Below are 18,060 nucleotides of genomic sequence, written 5' to 3' on the forward strand. Positions count from 1 at the left end.
TGCGTACGGCACCAGTGGCGGCCGCAAAGGTCCCCGGTCGCGCGCCAGAGGTCCCGAACCGGGCACGCCACCGGATGGCCAAGGTCCCCAAAGGCTCCAAAAGGGCATACCGCAACTGGCTCCTAAGGGGCATACCGCAACTGATCGACGCCGGTCCGTTGACCAGGGTGCCCGGATTCTGGACAAAGTCTTCCGCTGAGCGGGACGGGCTCGCTACTGTCCCCCGGAAACGCACACGCCCCGTGGCAACGCCGCCTCGGAGCGCAGCCGGTGCCGGGCGGCACGGGGCGAGCGCGCCCCGGACCGCCTCTTTTCGACTCACCTCTAAGGAGAGGGCGTCGTGACCGCGGAGACTTCCCAGACGCTCGACCGAGGCCTGCGGGTCCTCAAACTGCTCGCCGACACCGACCACGGCCTGACCGTCACCGAACTGTCCAACAAGCTCGGGGTCAACCGCACCGTGGTCTACCGACTGCTCGCCACCCTGGAGCAGCACACCCTGGTCCGCCGTGACCTGGGCGGCCGTGCCCGTGTCGGCCTCGGCGTGCTGCGCCTCGGCCGGCAGGTGCACCCGCTGGTCCGCGAGGCCGCCCTGCCCGCGCTGCGCGCCCTCGCCGAGGACATAGGGGCCACCGCGCACCTGACGATGGTCGACGGCGCGGAGGCGCTCGCCGTGGCGGTGGTCGAGCCGACGTGGACCGACTACCACGTGGCGTACCGCACGGGCTTCCGGCATCCGCTCGACCGGGGCGCCGCGGGCAAGGCGATACTCTCCGCCCGCCAGGGCCTGCTCAACGACCCCGGCTACACGCTCACCCACGGCGAGCTGGAAGCCGGAGCGAGCGGCGCGGCGGCACCGCTGATCGGGGTGACGGGCATCGAGGGCAGCGTCGGCGTCGTGATGCTGGCGGACTCCGTGCCGGAGCGGGTGGGGGAGCGGGTCCTCGACGCGGCGAAGGAGGTCGCGGACGCGCTGCGGTAGCCGCGGAGGGCCGAACCCCGGACCACGGTGCCGGGTCCCGCACGGACTAGATTGACCCCGTGCTCTCTCGCCTCGCCGCCCTCCCCCGCCGTACCGCTCTCGCCATCAGCGCCGTCCCCGTACTGGCGCTCGTCGGGGTGACCGTCTTCGCGCCGCTGCCGTTCGCCGTGGCGCAGCCGGGCTCGACCGAGGACGTGCTCGGCGATCACAAGGGCGAACAGGTGATCACCGTCGAGGGCGCGCCCACGCGGCCCACCAAGGGCAAGCTCCTGATGACGACGATCGCGGCGACGGCCCCGGACACGGAGGTCGACCTGGGCGATGTGGTCGACGCCTGGTTCCGCACCGACCGCGCCGTGCTGCCGCGCGAGGCGGTCTACCCGACCGGTGACACCACCGAGGAGATCGAGAAGCACAACCGAGGCGAGATGCGGAAGTCCCAGGACGACGCGGTCGCGGCGGCCCTGAACTATCTGGACGAGAGCCCGAAGGACGTACGGGTCGAGCTGCAGATGGAGGACGTCGGCGGCCCGAGCGCCGGACTCCTCTTCACGCTCGGCATCATCGACAAGCTGGACGGCGACGGCAGCGGCGGCGACCTCACGGGCGGCCGCACCATCGCCGGTACGGGAACGATCACCGCCGACGGCAAGGTCGGCCCGGTCGGCGGCGTGGCCCTGAAGACGCAGGCGGCGGGCCGCGACGGCGCGAGCGTCTTCCTGGTCCCGAAGCCGGAGTGCGCCGACGCGAAGTCCGAACTCCCCGACGGCGTACGCCTGATCCCGGTCACCACCCTCGACGGCACGGTGGACGCGCTCCGCGCGCTCGACAAGGGCGGCAAGGTCCCTAGCTGCTGACCGCCACCACACCAGGAACCCGCGGGGTAGCCAGCCTGAGCCCCAACTCGACGAGTAACCAGCCGAGTTGAGTGCGCAAGGGGGTACGCGGGACCGGACGGTAGGCGGCGGCTTGCAGTTCGGCGGCGCGCTGGGTGTGCAGGAGCAGGTGGGTGTGCGGGTCGATCGGGTTCATTCCGTGTCCTCCAAGGTGCGTGGCAGCGTATGCAGATGGAGCCGGACCTGGGCGGTGTTCGGGGCGCCCGGAGGTTCGTCCTGGTAGCTCTCGATGAGCGCGTGGATCTTGTCGTTGAGCTCGCGTGTCCGCTCGGGTGTGAGCCGCAGCTTGTAGTCGCTCACGTCGGAGGCGACGATCCACTCCTCGGGCCAGTCGTGCATGGTCCCCAGCCAGGTGGAGAGTTCCTGGGCGTGCAGGCTCGCGTTCTCGTGCATCAGGGTCGAGACGGCGCCCCGGGTCTCCGGGGAGGCGTCGAGCTTGATCGAGTCACCGATCCGGATGCCCTGATGGGCGGCCTTCCACCATCGCTCCCGCCCCTTGCCGTGCTCGGGCGCGTCCTCGACGAACCCGTACGCGGCGAGCTGGCGCAAGTGGTAGCTGGTCGCCCCGCTGGACTCGCCCAGTCGGTCGGCCAGTTGGGAGGCCGTGGCGGGTCCTTCGCGCAGCGCGACCATCAGTCGCACCCGCAGAGGATGCGCCAGCCCTCGCAGTGAACGCGGGTCGAGATCTCGGACGGTGTGCTCGTTCGGCTCTGCCATGCCCTGAGCGTAGCCATGCAAAGACTACGTTGCAACGCTTTCTTTGCAACGAACTCTTTGTGCGGTGACGGGCGCGCCCCGCCAACCCCCTACCCCTCCTTGACGAACCCCTCAGCCAACATCCAGTCCAGAGCCACCGAATGCGGGTCCTCCCCGCCCACGTCCACCCGGGCGTTCAGTTCGCGGGCCACGTCGTTGTTGAGCTTGGCCGTGATCGGGGCCAGGACCTCCGCGATCTCCGGGAACTCCTTCAGCGAGTCGGTGTTGATCTCGGGGGCGGCGTTGTAGTTGGGGAAGAACCGCTTGTCGTCCTCCACCACCGTCAGGTCCATCGCCTTGATGCGGCCGTCGGTCGTGAACACCTCGCCGTACGTGCACGTGCCCTTCGCGGCCTGCGTGTAGATGATGCCGGTGTCCATCTTGGTGATGTTGGCGGGCGGGATGCTCATCCCGTACGCCTTCTGCATGCCCGGCAGGCCGTCGTTGCGGGAGGCGAACTCGCTCTCCACGCACAGCGTGACCGCCTTCGGGTCGGACTTCGCGAGCGCCGCCACGTCCGAGAGCGTCCTCGTCTTGTACTTCTTCGCGTTGGCCTGGTTCATGGCGAGTGCGTAGGTGTTGTTCAGCTCGGACGGCGGCAGCCAGGTGAGGCCGTTCTTCTTGTCCGCCTCGCGCACCGCCTCCCACTGCTTCCGCGGGTCGTCGATCGGTTCGGTGTTGCCCTGGTACGTGATCCAGGCCGTGCCCGTGTACTCGTACATCAGGTCCGCGTCGCCGCTCTTGACCGCCTCGCGGGCGCCGATCGAACCCTGGATGCCGGTGCGGTCCAGCACCTTCGCTCCGGCCGCCTGCAGCGCGATACCGGTGATCTGGCCGAGGATCAGCTGCTCGGTGAACTCCTTGGACGTGACGGTGAGATCGGCGCCCTCCAGGGGCCGGCCCTTGCCCACCGTGCCCGGCTTGACGTCGTCGACCATCGGGGAGCCGCTGGTCAGCCCGCACCCGGCGAGCAGCGACGGGACCAGGACCGCGGCCGCCGCGAGACCGATCGCGCTCGTACGCCGCCTCATGACCCCACCTCCAGACCCCGTGGGCGCAGCAACAGCTCGGCGAGCGACGCCAGCCAGTCCACGAGCAGGGCGAGTGCCACCGTGAGGATCGAGCCGAGCACCAGGACCGACATGCGCTGGTTGGTGATGCCCGTCGTGATCAGGTCGCCGAGCCCGCCGCCCCCGCCGAACGTGGCGAGCGTCGCCGTGCCGACGTTCAGGACGAGCGCGGTCCGCACGCCCGCGAGGATCAGCGGTACGGCGAGGGGGAGTTCGACCTTGCGGAGCACGCCGAGCGGGGACATGCCGATGCCGCGGGCGGCCTCCAGGAGCGTCGGGTCGTTGGCCTTCAGACCGGCGATCGTGTTGGACAGGACCGGGAGGACCGCGTAGATCACGATGCCGAACAGGGCGGCCTTCTGTCCGATGCCCATCCAGATCACGAGCAGCGCGAGCAGACCGATCGCCGGGGTCGCCTGCCCGATGTTGGCCAGGGCCATCGCGACCGGGGCCGCCTTCCGCAGCGGCTTGCGGGTCAGCAGGATGCCCAGCGGGATCGCGATGATCAGCACGAAGAACGTGGAGATCACGGTGAGTTGGACGTGCTGGCGCAGGCGCAGCCACACATTGCCGTCGGCCAGCGCGTTCTCCGCGATCGAGTCGAGCTCGGCGTTCTGGAACCAGAGCCAGGTGATCAGCAGCACGATCGCCAGGACCGCGGGCAGGAACGTCAGCTTCTGCCAGGTGATCCGCGGCGGCTCCTTGGCGGGCGGCTCGGGCGCGGCCGCCTCCTCCGCCTCGCCGACGTCCCGGAACGGCACGCCCTTGACCTCGTGCTCACCCTCCGGCCGGGCGGGCGGCGTGGGGCTCGACGGTCCGCGGGAGGTGTTCACGCCCGCTCCTCCCCGCCTGTATCGGCGCCCTCCTGCTCGCGGTGGGTGTGCTCGGCGCGCTGCTCCTCCAGCTCGTGCTGGTGCTCGACCGCGTCCAGGCGGTCGGCCTCCAGGAGTTCGTGCACGGAGTTCATCAGCGTCTCCATGTCGACGACGCCCTCGTACGCCCCCCGCCGTCCCGTCACCGCGACCCGGCCCGCGTTGTCCGTGAGCACCGCCTCAAGCGCGTCGCGCAGGGTGGCGTCCCGGGTCACCGTGTCGTGGACGAGGGTGCCCGCGCGGGCGAGCGAACCGCGGGCGCGCATCAGGTCGCCGCGCCGCAGCCACTTGTACGGGCGGCCGCGCTTGTCCAGGAGCAGGATCTCGTTGGTGTTGCCGGAGCGGAGCTTGTTGAAGATGTCCTGCAGCGGATCGTCCACCGTCACCGTCGGGTAGTCCCGCACCTCCACATCCCGTACGCGGGTCAGGTTGAGCCGTTTCAGGGCCGCGCCCGCGCCGACGAAACCGGAGACGAAGTCGTCGGCGGGGTTGGTGAGGATGGCCTCCGGGGTGTCGAACTGGGCGATGTGCGAGCGCTCCCTCAGGACCGCGATCCGGTCGCCCAGCTTGATGGCCTCGTCGAAGTCGTGCGTGACGAACACGATGGTCTTGTGCAGCTCGTGCTGGAGCCGGATCAGCTCGTCCTGCAAGTGGTCGCGGGTGATCGGGTCGACCGCGCCGAACGGCTCGTCCATCAGGAGTACGGGCGGGTCGGCCGCCAACGCCCGTGCCACGCCCACGCGTTGCTGCTGGCCGCCGGAGAGCTGGCGGGGATAGCGGCCGCGGAACTCGCCCGGGTCCAGGCCGACGAGGTCGAGCATCTCCTCGACCCGGCTCTTGATCTTAGACTTGGACCAGCCGACCATCTTCGGCACCAGGGCGATGTTCTGCGCGACCGTCATGTGCGGGAAGAGCCCGGAGGACTGGATCGCGTATCCGACCTTGCGGCGCAGCTTCACCGGGTCCATGTCGGTGACGTCCTCGCCGTTGATGCGGATCCGGCCGCTGGTCGGCTCGATCAGGCGGTTGATCATCTTCAGCGTCGTGGACTTACCGCAGCCGGAGGGGCCGACGAAGATGACGAGCTCGCCCGCCTTGATCTCCATGTTGACCTCGTCCACCGCCGGGTTGGGGCTGCCCGGGTAGCGCTTGGTGAGGTTCTCCAGCTCGATGGTGGCGCCGGTGGTCGCTTTCGCCGTGGACGCGGTGGCCGTCGCCGTACTGGTCGCGGTCGCGGTCTCGGACACGGATTCAGGCTCGGAGTCAGGCACGGAGTCAGGCACGGAGTCAGGCACGGATCCCCCTCGGAATGGTCAGCCGTCCGATCAGGACGTACGCGGCGTCGAAAAGGAGCGCCAGGACGATGATCCCGAGCGTGCCCGCGAGCACCTGGTTCAGCGCGTTCTTGCTGCCCAGGGAGGCGATGCCGCGGAAGATCTCGTTGCCGAGGCCGGGACCCGACGCGTACGCGGCGATCGCGGCGATGCCCATCAGCATCTGCGTGGAGACCCGGATGCCGGTGAGGATCGGCGGCCAGGCCAGCGGCAGCTCCACCCGGAAAAGGCGTGCCACCCGCGACATCCCGATGCCCTTGGCGGCGTCCACCAGGGACGGATCGACCCCGCGCAGCCCGACGATCGAGTTCCGCACGATGGGCAGCAGCCCGTACAAGGTCAGGGCGATCACGGTCGGCGCGACGCCGAGCCCGACGATCGGGATGAGCAGACCGATCATGGCGAGCGACGGGACCGTCAGGATCGTGGAGGTCGTCGTGGTGGCGAGCGAGCCGGCCCAGTCGCTGCGGTACGTGACGATTCCGATGATCACGCCGAGCACCGTGGCCACGACCATGCACTGGAAGACCGCGCTGGCGTGCTGGTAGGCGTCGGTCAGCAGCTGCTGGTGCCGGTTGCCCAGGTAATCCCAGAAGTTCACCCCGTACACCTCGGCTCTTCCGTGTCGACTCAAACATCCTTACGGGAATGAAGCGACGCCGCCTGTTCCACCAGCGGGATGATCCGCAGCGGGACGGGGTTCTCCATGACGATCGCCGTGGCGGCCCGGACGATGCCATCAAAACCCACAACCCGGTCGATCACACGTTGGAGATCCGCGTTCGACCTGGCCACGAGCCGGCAGAGCATGTCCCCGCTGCCGGTCGTCGTATGCAGTTCGAGCACCTCGGGCACGGTCGCCAAGTGGGCGCGTACGTCGGCTCCCTGGCCCTGTTTGATCTCCAGGGTCGCGAACGCGGTGACCGGATAGCCGAGCGCGGCCGGGTCGACGTCCGGGCCGAAGCCGCGGATGACTCCGTTCGACTGAAGCCGGTCGAGCCGCGCCTGCACCGTGCCGCGGGCCACGCCGAGCCGCCGTGACGCCTCCAGGACGCCGATCCGGGGCTCCCGGGCCAGCAGCACGATGAGGCGGCCGTCGAGCTCGTCGACGGTGGGTCCGACCGGCTTTCCCAGAGACATGGCGTGGATCACACTCCCGGTAGTCATCCTGCACAGATCGTCCGGACATATTGGCGCTCCGCTAGGCACATTGACCAGAGGAGCAGCGAACTATTGCGCACCTTGTGGAACGGAGAGAACCTGCGAACATGACTGACACCACGCAGGTCACCACCCCCCACACCGCCCGGCAGGCCGACCCCTTCCCGGTCAAGGGAATGGACGCGGTCGTCTTCGCCGTGGGCAACGCCAAGCAGGCCGCGCACTACTACTCGACCGCCTTCGGCATGAAGCTCGTCGCCTACTCGGGACCCGAGAACGGCAGCCGCGAGACGGCCAGTTACGTCCTGGAGAACGGCGGCGCCCGGTTCGTCCTCACCTCCGTGATCAAGGCCGCCACCGACTGGGGCCGCTTCCTCGAAGCCCATGTCGCCGAGCACGGCGACGGCGTCGTCGACCTCGCCATCGAGGTCCCGGACGCCCGCGCCGCCTACGCGTACGCGATCGAGCACGGCGCCACCGGCATCGAGGAGCCGTACGACACCAAGGACGAGCACGGCACGGTCGTCCGCGCCGCGATCGCCACGTACGGCAAGACCCGGCACACCCTCGTCGAGCGGTCCGGCTACGACGGGCCGTACCTGCCGGGCTTCGAGGCCGCCGCGCCGATCGTGGAGCCGCCGGCCAAGCGGACCTTCCAGGCCATCGACCACTGCGTCGGCAACGTCGAGCTCGGCAAGATGAACGAGTGGGTGGCCTTCTACAACAAGGTCATGGGCTTCACGAACATGAAGGAGTTCGTGGGCGACGACATCGCCACCGAGTACAGCGCGCTGATGTCGAAGGTCGTCGCGGACGGGACGTTGAAGGTCAAGTTCCCGATCAACGAGCCCGCGATCGCGAAGAAGAAGTCGCAGATCGACGAGTACCTGGAGTTCTACGGCGGCGCCGGCGTCCAGCACATCGCCCTCGCCACCAACGACATCGTCGAGACGGTACGCACGATGCGCGCCGGCGGCGTCCAGTTCCTCGACACCCCCGACTCGTACTACGACACCCTCGGCGAGTGGGCGGGCGAGACCCGCGTGCCCGTGGAGACGCTGCGCGAGCTGAAGATCCTGGTCGACCGGGACGAGGACGGCTACCTGCTGCAGATCTTCACCAAGCCGGTGCAGGACCGGCCGACCGTGTTCTTCGAGATGATCGAGCGGCACGGGTCGATGGGCTTCGGCAAGGGGAACTTCAAGGCGCTGTTCGAGGCGATTGAGCGGGAGCAGGCTAAGCGGGGCAACTTGTAGGTCGGGGTTCAGGTGGACGTCGTCCGGGGCTCGGTCGATCGCCCTCCGGGCTCGTCCTCAAACGCCGGACGGGCTTGATTTCGGCCTTCGGCCTCGTCCTCAAGCGCCGGACGGGCTTGATTTGGGCTCGGCCTCAAGCGCCGGACCGGCTGGATTTGGGCTCGGCCTCAAGCGCCGGACGGGCTTGATTTGGGCTCGTTCTCTGGCTCTGAGCGGGCTGATTTCGTGGGCGAGGGCGACCTCGACGGCTTGGACGACTTCGAAGGCGAGGCCGACGGCGACGGGGAACGCGTGGCCGTCGGGCTCGGCTTCGGCGCCGGAGAGTCGGGGGCAGCCGGTCGCGTCGGCGCCGCAGGCTCCGGCGGCGGTGCCGTCGGCCCCCCGTGCATGTTCGCCGGGCCGCCCTCCGGGGGCTCGCCGAGGGCGTCCAGGGCCGCCGATGCGGAGGGCGCGAGCAGCGGTGAGAAGTGCGGGTTGACGCGCATCGCCTGCTGGAGGTGGCGGCGGGCCGCGCCGTACTTGCCGACCTCGCGCTCGATCTCGCCCCGGTGGTACGCGAACAGCGCGCTCATCGGGCCGTCCTTCATCGCCCGCGTCGCGTACGGCAGGGCCTTCTTGCTCTTGCCCGCGCGGTGCAGCGCCCAGGCGAGGGCGTCGCCGACCTCCCGGCCGGGCTGGCGCTTGTACTCGGCGGTCAGCCGTCGTACCGCCGCCTCCGGGTCGCCGTGGTCCGCCTCGAAGCGGCCGAGGACCAGGGCGTGGTTGACGCCGGCCTTGCTCTCCTCCTCGACCCGCGCGCGCAGCAGCTCGTACTGCGCCTGCGAGGCGGGCTCCATGCCGAGCGACTCGTACAACTCGCCCAGTTCCAGGGCGTATTCGGGGCGCGGCATCCTCGCGATCGCCGCCTGGTAGCTGATGGTCGCGTCCGAGGTCCGGCCGAGCGCGGCCAGCGCGCGGCCCTTGCCCGCCAGCGAGGCGTGGTGCTCGGGCTCGGTGCGCAGCGCCGCCTCGAAGTAGTTGAGCGCGGCGGCCGGCTCCCCGCGCTCGAACATCAGCTCCCCGAACCGGTGCTGGTACGCGGCCTGTTCGGCGGGCGTCTCCGCGAGGGCCGCCGCGTCCGACAGGATCGCCGCCGAGTCCTCACGCCAGCCGCGGTCCCGGTAGACCTGCGCGGTACGGGCCATCACGGCGCTGCCCGACCGCAGTTTCTGCAGCTTCTCCAGGGCCTTGCCGACCGCCTTGTGGTCGCCGACCCAGCCGTACGCCTCGATCAGCAGCGGGTAGAGCGTCCAGCGCTCCGGCGCCCTCGCCACCGCGGCCTCGCCGTACTTCTTCGCCGCGCGGTAGTCGTGCCGCGCGTTCGCGAGCACCGCCATCCCGGCCAGGGCCTCCACGTTGCCCGCCTCGCCGGAACGCGCCGCCAGGGACCGCTTCAGGGCCTCGTCGGCCTTCGTCAGATACGCCAGGTCGGCGGTCCTGCGGCCCTGCTCGACATAGGCCGAGCCGAGCACCGCCCAGGACTCCTCGTCGCCCGGATGGCGCCGCAGATGCGCCTCGCGGTCGCCGATCAGCGCGGCCAGATCGGGCAGCGCCGCCGGAACCCCCGCCCCGTACGCGGCCTGCGCCCGCCCCACCGGGCCGAGCGCGGGCGGCGGCGCGCCGTCCCGCAGCAGCGGTACGAGCGTGACCACACCGGCCAGGACCACGGCACCCGCGACCGAGGCGAGCAGCACCCGGCGCGGGGAGGAGGCCCGGCGCCGGCGCGGCGCCCGCGAGTCCTGACGCGCATCCTGATCGATCTCCATGGCGCACACTGTGCGTCAGAAAGTGGGCCCATACGACGAACGCATCGCGGCATGCGCCGGGCGACGCAGACGGGTTCACACCGATGGCCCCCGGTGCGACCCTTGGATCATGAACGGTGTCTCCGAGAGCAACCCCGGTCACCTCGTCGCCCGACTGCGCGAGGGCCTGCCCGCCGAAGCCGTCCTCACCGACCCGGACGTCACCGCCGCGTACGCGAACGACATGGCCAGCTTCTGCGAGGCGGGCGCCCCCGCCGTCGTCGTACTGCCGCGCACGGTCGAAGAGGTGCAGCACGTGATGCGCACCGCGACCGCGCTGCGCGTCCCCGTCGTCCCGCAGGGTGCCCGGACCGGCCTCTCCGGCGCCGCCAACGCCTCCGACGGCTGCATCGTGCTCTCGCTGACCAGGATGGACGCCATCCTGGAGATCAGCCCGGTCGACCGGATCGCCGTGGTCGAGCCGGGCGTCGTCAACGCCGCCCTCTCCCGCGCCGTGAACGAGCACGGCCTCTACTACCCGCCGGATCCCAGCAGTTGGGAGCAGTGCACCATCGGCGGCAACATCGGCACGGCCTCCGGCGGCCTGTGCTGCGTGAAGTACGGGGTCACCGCCGAGTACGTCCTCGGGCTCGACGTCGTCCTCGCCGACGGCCGCCTCCTGCGGACCGGGCGCCGCACCGCCAAGGGCGTCGCCGGGTACGACCTCACCCGCCTCTTCGTCGGCTCCGAGGGCAGCCTCGGCATCGTCGTCCGCGCCGTGCTCGCGCTGAAGCCGGAGCCGCCGCAGCAGCTCGCGCTCGCCGCCGAGTTCGGTTCGGCGGCCGACGCCTGCGCGGCCGTGTGCAAGATCATGGAAGGGGGGTGCGTCCCCTCGCTCCTCGAACTGATGGACCGTACGACCATCAGGGCCGTCAACGACCTGGCGCAGATGGGCCTGCCGGAGACCACTGAGGCGCTGCTCCTCGCCGCCTTCGACACCGCGGACCCGGCCGCCGACCTGGCCGCCGTCGGCGAGCTGTGCGCGGCCTCCGGGGCCACCGAGGTGGTGCCCGCCGACACCCACGCCGAGTCCGAACTCCTGCTCCAGGCAAGGCGGTTGTCGCTCACCGCGCTTGAGGCCGTCAAGGGCACCACGATGATCGACGACGTCTGCGTGCCCCGCTCCCGCCTCGCCGACATGCTGGAGGGCACGGCCCGTATCGCCGAGAAGTACGACCTGACCATCGGGGTCTGCGCGCACGCGGGCGACGGCAACACGCACCCCACGGTCTGCTTCGACGCCCAGGACCCGGACGAGTCCCGGCGCGCCCGCGAGTCCTTCGACGAGATCATGGCGCTCGGCCTGGAGCTCGGCGGCACGATCACCGGAGAGCACGGCGTGGGCGTCCTCAAGAAGGAGTGGCTGGCCCGCGAGATCGGCCCCGTGGGCGTCGAGTTGCAGCGCGGCATCAAGCGGACCTTCGACCCGCTCGGCCTGCTCAACCCCGGCAAGCTGTTCTGATCCCGGGCCTGTTCGGGCTTCCCGCCCGGCACCCGGCTCACTCGCCGTCCTTGGACTCGTCCGAGGGCCACGGGTCGCGCAGCCACAGGTCGTCCGCGGGGGTCGGCGCGAGCAAGTCCGCCAGGCCGTCGTCGATGCCGAGGTGGTCCGGCTCCGAGCCGGGCGGGACCACCCGCAGCGTCCGCTCCAGCCATGCCGAGACGGCCGCCGCCGGGGCCTCCAGGAGGGCGTCGCCGTCGGGCGAGCTGAGCGCCATCAGGACGACGCCGCGCCCGTCCATCTTCGTCGGCCACACCCGTACGTCCCCGTGGCCGCACGGCCGGAAGACGCCCTCGACAAGGAGTTCACGCGCGAAGGTCCAGTTCACCGGCTGCTCGGAGCCGACGTGGAAGGTGATGTGCACGGCGTACGGGTCGTCTGTGCGGTAGGTGAGCCGCGCCGGTACGGCGATGCTGCGCTCCGGGGACAGGACCAGCTTCAGTTCGAGTTCGCGTTCCACCATGGTGTGCATGTCGTGCCTCTCTTCCGCTCTTCCGCTTCGGGCGGGGCCGTGGAGCAGGCCCGCACGAGGAGAGAGCGCGCGGCCCGACGTTGCTTACGCGACTTTCCTAAGTTTTTTTCCGGGACTCTTCCCAGGCACCGAATGTGCCCGGAAAGTGGACGGAACGACGGGACCCGCCCGGTGCCCCCGGGCGGTCTGATAGATGTGGGACTTCCACAACACCCTCCAGACAGATACGGGACTACGGACGGACCATGAGCGCCCCCACCCCGGCCCCCGGCGACAGCAGCCCCACGAGTGGGTACTACCCGGACCCCTCCATCCCCGGATACATCCGGTACTGGAACGGCGCCGCCTGGGTGCCCGGCACCAGCCGCCCCGCACCCGCCGAGGGTGAGCCGATGCCGGTGCCGCCCGGGGGCGCCGAGCCCGCGCCGGGCGTCGTCCCCGAGCAGCAGGTCGCCCCGGCCGAGGAGACCGGCCCGATGTTCCTCGACGCGGGGCCCGCGGCCGACCCCGCCCTCGACGCGGCCCAGGCGTACGACCGGCCCGAGCAGCCCGAGCAGCCCGAGCCCGCCTCCGCCTGGCAGGCCGACGCCTCCCGGCAGACCGGCTTCGGCGCCGAGCAGGGCCGGGTCTCCTGGGGCGGCGAGCACGAGCAGCAGGCGGCGCAGGCGGCCCACGCCGCCCAGCAACAGCCCGTCGAGGAGCAGCAGTCCGCGCACCCCGGTCCGGCCCCGCGCACCGACGGCACGGTCACGATCCGCGCCCTCAAGCCGGGCCGCGCCCCGCAGGGCGAACAGCAGCAGCCCGCGGCCGACCCGGGCCAGGGGCAGCAGCCGCCCGCCGACGGCACGATGATGGTCCGCGCGGTCCGCCCCGGCCAGAACCCGCCCGGCCAGAACCAGCCCGGCAGCCAGAACCAGCCCGGCAGCCAGAACCAGCCCAGTCGGCCCGCCGAGCCGGGCACGATGGCGATCCGCGCGCTGCCCGGCCAGCAGAACCCGGTGCAGCCCACGCCGCCCCAGAACGCCCCGTCCGGCTACGGCTACCCGCAGCCCGCGACCCCGCAGCAGGGCGCCCCCGGCCACCCCGCGCCCGCCTCCGGTTACGGCTACCCGCAGCAGCAGTCCGGCGCCCCGGTCAGCTCCGGCGCGGGCGGCGGTGCCGCGTCCTGGCCGCAGCAGGTGCAGCACCTCGCGCAGGGGCCGGAGGCGGAGGCCGGCCCGGTCACCCCGTTCAAGCCGGTCGCCGAGGACCCGTTCCTCGCGGCCGCGCAGGCCCAGGCCGCGGCCCGGCCCGCCGGTCTCGGCAAGCGGCTCGCGGCCCGTCTGATCGACACGGCCGTCGTGGGCGGGGTCACGGGTGCCGTCGCGTTTCCGCTGGTGAGCAGCGCCGTCGAGCACATCGACGGCAAGATCCAGGAAGCGAAGCTGTCCGGCGTGGAGACCACGGTGTGGCTGCTCGACGGCACGACGTCCCTGTACTTCGGCATCGTCCTCGCCGTGCTCCTGGTCTTCGGCGCGCTGTACGAGGCGCTGCCCACGTCGAAGTGGGGCTTCACGCTCGGCAAGAAGCTGCTCAAGGTCGAGGTCCGGGACATCGAGGAGCACGTCGCCCCGACCTTCTCGGCGGCCCTGCGCCGCTGGCTGGTCTACAGCATCCCCGGCGTCCTGGTGATCGGCGTCCTCGGCGTGCTCTGGTGCACGTGGGACCGCCCGTGGCGCCAGTGCTGGCACGACAAGGCGGCCCGGACTTTCGTCGCCGGGTAAGAAACCAGCCTGTCCGGCGTTTGAGGACCAGGCCGCAGGCCGAGGAAGGGAGCGGGGTCTGGGGGCGCAGCCCCCAGTTTCCCGATCCCCGGACGAGGGCAAGGGAAGTACCCCGTTCAGCCCCCCGCGGATGCACACCGCAGGTGATCGCGGTCGACTCGGCAGCATGACCACTCCACCGCCGCCGCCCGGCCAGGGCCCTCCGCCGGACGACGATCCGTTCAGCAAGCCGCAGCAGCCGCCCGCGGGAAGCGGCGGTGGCTCCCCATACGACTCGCCGTACGGCTCGCCCCCGCCTCCTCCCGGTGGCGGCGACACCGGCGGCTTCGGTCCGCCTCCGCCCGGCGGGGGTCCGCCACCGCCCGGTGGAGGCCCGCCGCCCTACGGCGGTGATCCGTACGGCGGGGGTCACGGCGGAGCCGACCCGCTCGCCGGGATGCCTCCGCTGGCCGACAGCGGGCGCCGCACCCTCGCCCGGATCGTCGACATGCTCATCGTCGGCATCGTGGTCGCCCTGCTCTCCTGGGCGTTCGGCTGGACGAAGGTGGAGATCGACACCGCGGAGGTCGAGTACGGCACGACCTTCGGCCGATCGGTCCTCTCCGCGATCCTCTACATGGCGTACGACACCTGGTTCACGTCCAGGAGCGGGCAGACGCCGGGCAAGCAGCTGATGAAGCTGCGGACGGCGAATCTGGACAACGGGGCGACGCCGAGCCTGCAGACCTCGCTGGTGCGGGCGGCCGTGCTGTGGCTGCCGTTCGCGTTCTGCTGCTACTTCATCTGGACCGCGATCTGCGGCGGCTGGAGCTTCTTCGACAAGCCGTACAAGCAGGGCCTGCACGACAAGGCCGCGAAGACGGTGGTGGTCAGCACGGGCTGACCGAGAGCCAGGACACACGGCACGCCGACGGGCCCGCGACGGAAGGTGTCGCGGGCCCGTCGGCGTGCCGTGCGCGGGCCCGAACTCCGCTCCGGGGAACGGGAGTCGGAGAGCTCAGCTGCGCAGGGAGTGCTCGGTCACACGGGGCTCGGCGGCACCGGCCACAGGTCGTACGGCGAGGGGCTCCGGGCCCGCCACCGGCCGCTGCGTGGCTGCCCGCACCCGGGGCGCGGCGCCCGGCATCGGCACGGTCATCGCGACGAGCAGTCCGAGCGCGAGGGCGGCGACGGCGATCACGGCGACGCCGATGCCCGAACGCGTCTGGGAGAGCAGCAGCATGGCGAGGGTCGCGAAGACCACGGTGGCGGAACCGTAGGCGAGCTGTGCGGCGGTCGGGCGGGGCATGGCGAACTCCGTCGTCCTCTGGACAGCAGATGCGGGGGTGCGGTGAACGTCTCGGAAAGAGCAAGCACGCGGTCAACTCATGCTATTCCGCTGGATTCCCGAGCGAACAGCCGAGTAAGCGTGACCTTGGGCACGGCGGGCGGAGCGCCGAAGCATGAGGGGCGCACAGACTCACGCCATCGTCCACGCATCGAGACGAACGCGCCCCAGGGCGCCGCCTTCGTACGGCGGTTGGCGTCCGGATACCAGAACTCCGCCACCGCTTAACGCACTTGACCGGTTCAAGTCAAGGTCTGTCTTTTCGCGCGCAACTCCGGTCGAATGGCGTCACTTGTGACGCGGCACTGCGCCCGGATCCCTTTGACCCCCCATCCGCAGGCTCCGCAGGCGCGGTCGCGGGGGAGGACAGTACGAAGTGATCCAGAGGACCAGGTCCGGCAGACGCCGGACGTTTCGCGCTGCCGCCGTGGTGACGGCGCTCGCGGCGGTCGGCGCGACGGCGTCGGCGTACAGCATCGCCCAGGCCGACGACGACACGGGGCGCCGGTCGGCGGCCGGAGTCGAGCGCCACGACCCGGCGCCCGGCGACGGCCACGCGGGCCACGGCGAGCGGGACGAGCACGACCTGGAGGGCCCGTACAGCGAACGCCAGGAGCAGCAGCGTGAGGACGCGCTGAACCAGCTCATATCCGGCGAGGCCAAGGCGACCAAGCGCGGCGCCTCGAACGTGGTGAAGCTGGACGACGGCAAGTACGTGGAGCTCGGCCGGGAGAAGACCGACAAGATCTTCACGATCCTGGTCGAGTTCGGCGACAAGGTCGACGACACCACGATGTACGACCCGGACGGCCCGGACGGGCCCGAGAAGCCGGTCAAGAAGTACGGCGGCAAACCGGGACCGCTGCACAACAAGATCGCCGAGCCGGACCGCGAGGACGACAACTCCACGGCCTGGCAGGCGGATTACAACCGCGAGCACTTCCAGGACCTGTACTTCTCGAAGGACAAGAAGAAGCAGTCCGTGAAGAAGTACTTCGAGAAGCAGTCCTCGGGCCGCTACTCGGTCGACGGCGAGGTCTCCGACTGGGTCAAGGTCGACTGGAACGAGGCCCGTTACGGCTCCAACTACTGCGGCGACACCAACTGCGCCAACGTCTGGGACGCGGTGCGCGACGGCGTCAACCAGTGGACCGCCGACCAGAAGGCCGCCGGGAAGACCGACGCCGAGATCAAGGCCCAGCTCGCCAAGTACGACGAGTGGGACCGCTACGACTTCGACGCCGACGGCAACTTCAACGAGGCCGACGGCTACATCGACCACTTCCAGATCGTGCACGCGGGCGAGGACGAGTCCGCGGGCGGCGGCGTCGAGGGCGAGAACGCCATCTGGGCGCACCGCTGGTACGCGTACGGCACCGACGCCGGCAAGACCGGACCGGCCGAGAACAAGTCGGGCGGCACCGAGATCGGCGACACCGGCATCTGGGTCGGCGACTACACGATGCAGCCGGAGAACGGCGGACTCGGCGTCTTCGCCCACGAGTACGGCCACGACCTCGGCCTGCCCGACCTCTACGACACCTCCGGCAAGGGCGAGAACTCCACGTCCTACTGGTCGCTCATGTCCTCCGGCTCGTGGCTCGGCCGCGGCAAGGACAGCATCGGCGACCTGCCCGGCGACATGACCGCCTGGGACAAGCTGCAACTGGGCTGGCTGGACTACGACACGGCGAAGGCCGGCACCAAGTCGACGCACAAGCTGGGCTACGCCGAGTACAACACCAGGAACAAGCAGGCCCTCGTCGTCGAACTGCCGACGAAGGCCGTCACGACCACCATCACCAAGCCGGCCGACGGCACCAAGCAGTGGTGGAGCGGCCAGGGCGACGACCTCAAGAACACCCTGACCCGTACGGTCGACCTGACCGGCAAGTCCAAGGCCTCCCTGGACCTTTCGGGCTGGTGGGACATCGAGGCGAACTACGACTACGCCTACGCCGAGGTCTCCACGGACGGCGGCGCGAGCTACACCCCGGTCGACGGCACCGCCGACGGCAAGCCGATCCCGCGCGACGGCGGCGACAAGCCCGCCCTGACCGGCAGTTCGGACGGCTACAAGAAGCTGAACTTCCCGCTCGACGCGTACGCGGGCAAGAAGATCGACCTCCGCTTCCGCTACCAGACCGACGGCGGCACGTCCCTCAAGGGCTTCGCGGCGGACGGCATTTCGGTGACCGCGGACGGCGAGAAGCTGTTCTCGGACGACGCCGAGGGCGACGACAACGGCTGGACGAAGAAGGGCTTCGACCGCATCGGCGAGTCCTTCACCAAGGACTACCCGCAGTACTACATCGCCGAGAACCGCCAGTACGTGTCGTACGACAAGACCCTCAAGTCCGGCCCGTACAACTTCGGTTGGGCCAAGACGCGGGAGAACTGGGTCGAGCACTTCCCGTACCAGAACGGCCTGATGATCTGGCAGTGGGACACCTCGCAGGCGGACAACAACACCGGTGTGCACCCCGGCAAGGGCCTGCTCCTGCCCGTCGACGCGCACCCGAAGGCGGAGAAGTGGGGTGACGGGACGCTGATGCGCAACCGCATCCAGTCCTTCGACTCCAGCTTCAGCCGGTACCGCACGGACGCCCTCACGCTGCACAAGGACGGCGTCGCGAAGAGGATCCCCGCGCGCGCCGGGGTCTCCGTCTTCGACGACGGTCACTGGGTCTCGTACTACGACCCGGCGAACCCCACGGGAAGCGTGAAGGTAACTGACACCAACACTCGGATCGCGATCGTGAAGGAGCCGAAGAGCGGCGAGACGATCACGGTCCAGGTCGGCCCCCAGCAGAGCTGAGCCGTATT

At 70.5% G+C, this 18,060-nt stretch carries 17 protein-coding genes; 7 read left to right on the forward strand and 10 right to left on the reverse strand.

Annotated elements, in window-relative coordinates; all coding sequences use genetic code 11:
• Window positions 1-340: 340 nt before the first annotated feature.
• Together QIT00_RS22375 and QIT00_RS22380 are read left to right on the forward strand one after the other, a co-directional pair.
• Window positions 341-982, forward strand: a complete 642-nt coding sequence (locus tag QIT00_RS22375; RefSeq protein ID WP_282537134.1) for an IclR family transcriptional regulator — start codon at window positions 341-343, stop codon at window positions 980-982.
• A 59-nt stretch (window positions 983-1,041) separates the two neighbouring features.
• On the forward strand, window positions 1,042-1,839 hold the full coding sequence (locus QIT00_RS22380) for a S16 family serine protease (protein WP_282537135.1): 798 nt from the start codon (window positions 1,042-1,044) through the stop codon (window positions 1,837-1,839).
• Here QIT00_RS22380 and QIT00_RS22385 read toward each other — a convergent pair.
• From QIT00_RS22385 to QIT00_RS22415, 7 genes are all read right to left on the reverse strand, one after another.
• Window positions 1,829-2,014, reverse strand: coding sequence for a hypothetical protein (locus tag QIT00_RS22385; protein ID WP_282537233.1), 186 nt, complete (start codon window positions 2,012-2,014; stop codon window positions 1,829-1,831). The two genes, QIT00_RS22380 and QIT00_RS22385, sit on opposite strands and share 11 nt — an antisense overlap.
• Entirely contained in the window at window positions 2,011-2,595 is a 585-nt protein-coding gene (locus QIT00_RS22390) for an ArsR/SmtB family transcription factor (protein ID WP_282537136.1), read from the reverse strand. The genes QIT00_RS22385 and QIT00_RS22390 overlap by 4 nt, the downstream gene beginning before the upstream one ends.
• A gap of 89 nt (window positions 2,596-2,684) precedes the next feature.
• Window positions 2,685-3,665 carry a glycine betaine ABC transporter substrate-binding protein gene (locus QIT00_RS22395; protein ID WP_282537137.1) on the reverse strand — a complete coding sequence of 327 codons (981 nt, stop codon included), beginning with the start codon at window positions 3,663-3,665 and terminating at the stop codon, window positions 2,685-2,687.
• On the reverse strand, window positions 3,662-4,537 hold the full coding sequence (locus QIT00_RS22400; protein ID WP_282537138.1) for an ABC transporter permease: 876 nt from the start codon (window positions 4,535-4,537) through the stop codon (window positions 3,662-3,664). The genes QIT00_RS22395 and QIT00_RS22400 overlap by 4 nt, the downstream gene beginning before the upstream one ends.
• Window positions 4,534-5,823: a betaine/proline/choline family ABC transporter ATP-binding protein gene (locus QIT00_RS22405; RefSeq protein ID WP_282537139.1), complete on the reverse strand. Its 1,290-nt coding sequence runs from the start codon at window positions 5,821-5,823 to the stop codon at window positions 4,534-4,536. Before QIT00_RS22405 ends, QIT00_RS22400 begins: the two co-directional genes overlap by 4 nt.
• A 40-nt stretch (window positions 5,824-5,863) precedes the next feature.
• Window positions 5,864-6,511 (reverse strand): ABC transporter permease, encoded by a 648-nt coding sequence (locus QIT00_RS22410; protein ID WP_282537140.1) that lies wholly within the window; start codon window positions 6,509-6,511, stop codon window positions 5,864-5,866.
• Window positions 6,512-6,540: 29 nt separating this feature from the next.
• Window positions 6,541-7,050, reverse strand: coding sequence for an Lrp/AsnC family transcriptional regulator (locus tag QIT00_RS22415; protein ID WP_282537141.1), 510 nt, complete (start codon window positions 7,048-7,050; stop codon window positions 6,541-6,543).
• Window positions 7,051-7,178: 128 nt separating this feature from the next.
• Between QIT00_RS22415 and hppD the strand changes: the two genes are divergently transcribed.
• Window positions 7,179-8,327 carry a 4-hydroxyphenylpyruvate dioxygenase gene (hppD, locus tag QIT00_RS22420; RefSeq protein WP_282537142.1) on the forward strand — a complete coding sequence of 383 codons (1,149 nt, stop codon included), beginning with the start codon at window positions 7,179-7,181 and terminating at the stop codon, window positions 8,325-8,327.
• Window positions 8,328-8,494: 167 nt separating this feature from the next.
• Here the strand turns inward: hppD and QIT00_RS22425 are convergent, their stop codons facing one another.
• Window positions 8,495-10,132, reverse strand: coding sequence for a tetratricopeptide repeat protein (locus QIT00_RS22425; protein WP_282537143.1), 1,638 nt, complete (start codon window positions 10,130-10,132; stop codon window positions 8,495-8,497).
• A gap of 109 nt (window positions 10,133-10,241) precedes the next feature.
• Between QIT00_RS22425 and QIT00_RS22430 the strand changes: the two genes are divergently transcribed.
• On the forward strand, window positions 10,242-11,633 hold the full coding sequence (locus QIT00_RS22430; protein ID WP_282537144.1) for an FAD-binding oxidoreductase: 1,392 nt from the start codon (window positions 10,242-10,244) through the stop codon (window positions 11,631-11,633).
• Between the two features lie 37 nt (window positions 11,634-11,670).
• Here QIT00_RS22430 and QIT00_RS22435 read toward each other — a convergent pair whose 3' ends face one another.
• The gene (locus QIT00_RS22435; protein ID WP_282537145.1) at window positions 11,671-12,144 is read right to left on the reverse strand and encodes an SsgA family sporulation/cell division regulator; all 474 of its coding nucleotides are present in this window, start codon (window positions 12,142-12,144) and stop codon (window positions 11,671-11,673) included.
• A 245-nt stretch (window positions 12,145-12,389) separates the two neighbouring features.
• Here QIT00_RS22435 and QIT00_RS22440 point away from each other — a divergent pair, with 245 nt between their 5' ends.
• Complete coding sequence (locus QIT00_RS22440) at window positions 12,390-13,907, forward strand: RDD family protein (protein WP_282537146.1); 1,518 nt, start codon at window positions 12,390-12,392, stop codon at window positions 13,905-13,907.
• Between the two features lie 166 nt (window positions 13,908-14,073).
• Window positions 14,074-14,790 (forward strand): RDD family protein, encoded by a 717-nt coding sequence (locus QIT00_RS22445; RefSeq protein ID WP_282537147.1) that lies wholly within the window; start codon window positions 14,074-14,076, stop codon window positions 14,788-14,790.
• Window positions 14,791-14,904: 114 nt separating this feature from the next.
• Here the strand turns inward: QIT00_RS22445 and QIT00_RS22450 are convergent, their stop codons facing one another.
• Window positions 14,905-15,195, reverse strand: a complete 291-nt coding sequence (locus QIT00_RS22450; RefSeq protein WP_282537148.1) for a hypothetical protein — start codon at window positions 15,193-15,195, stop codon at window positions 14,905-14,907.
• A 466-nt stretch (window positions 15,196-15,661) separates the two neighbouring features.
• On the opposite strand from QIT00_RS22450, the gene QIT00_RS22455 reads away from it, so the two are divergent.
• Window positions 15,662-18,052 carry an immune inhibitor A domain-containing protein gene (locus QIT00_RS22455; RefSeq protein WP_282537149.1) on the forward strand — a complete coding sequence of 797 codons (2,391 nt, stop codon included), beginning with the start codon at window positions 15,662-15,664 and terminating at the stop codon, window positions 18,050-18,052.
• Window positions 18,053-18,060: the final 8 nt, after the last annotated feature.

It is taken from the genome of Streptomyces luteolus, from assembly GCF_029968015.1.
GTDB classification, from domain to species: domain Bacteria; phylum Actinomycetota; class Actinomycetes; order Streptomycetales; family Streptomycetaceae; genus Streptomyces; species Streptomyces luteolus.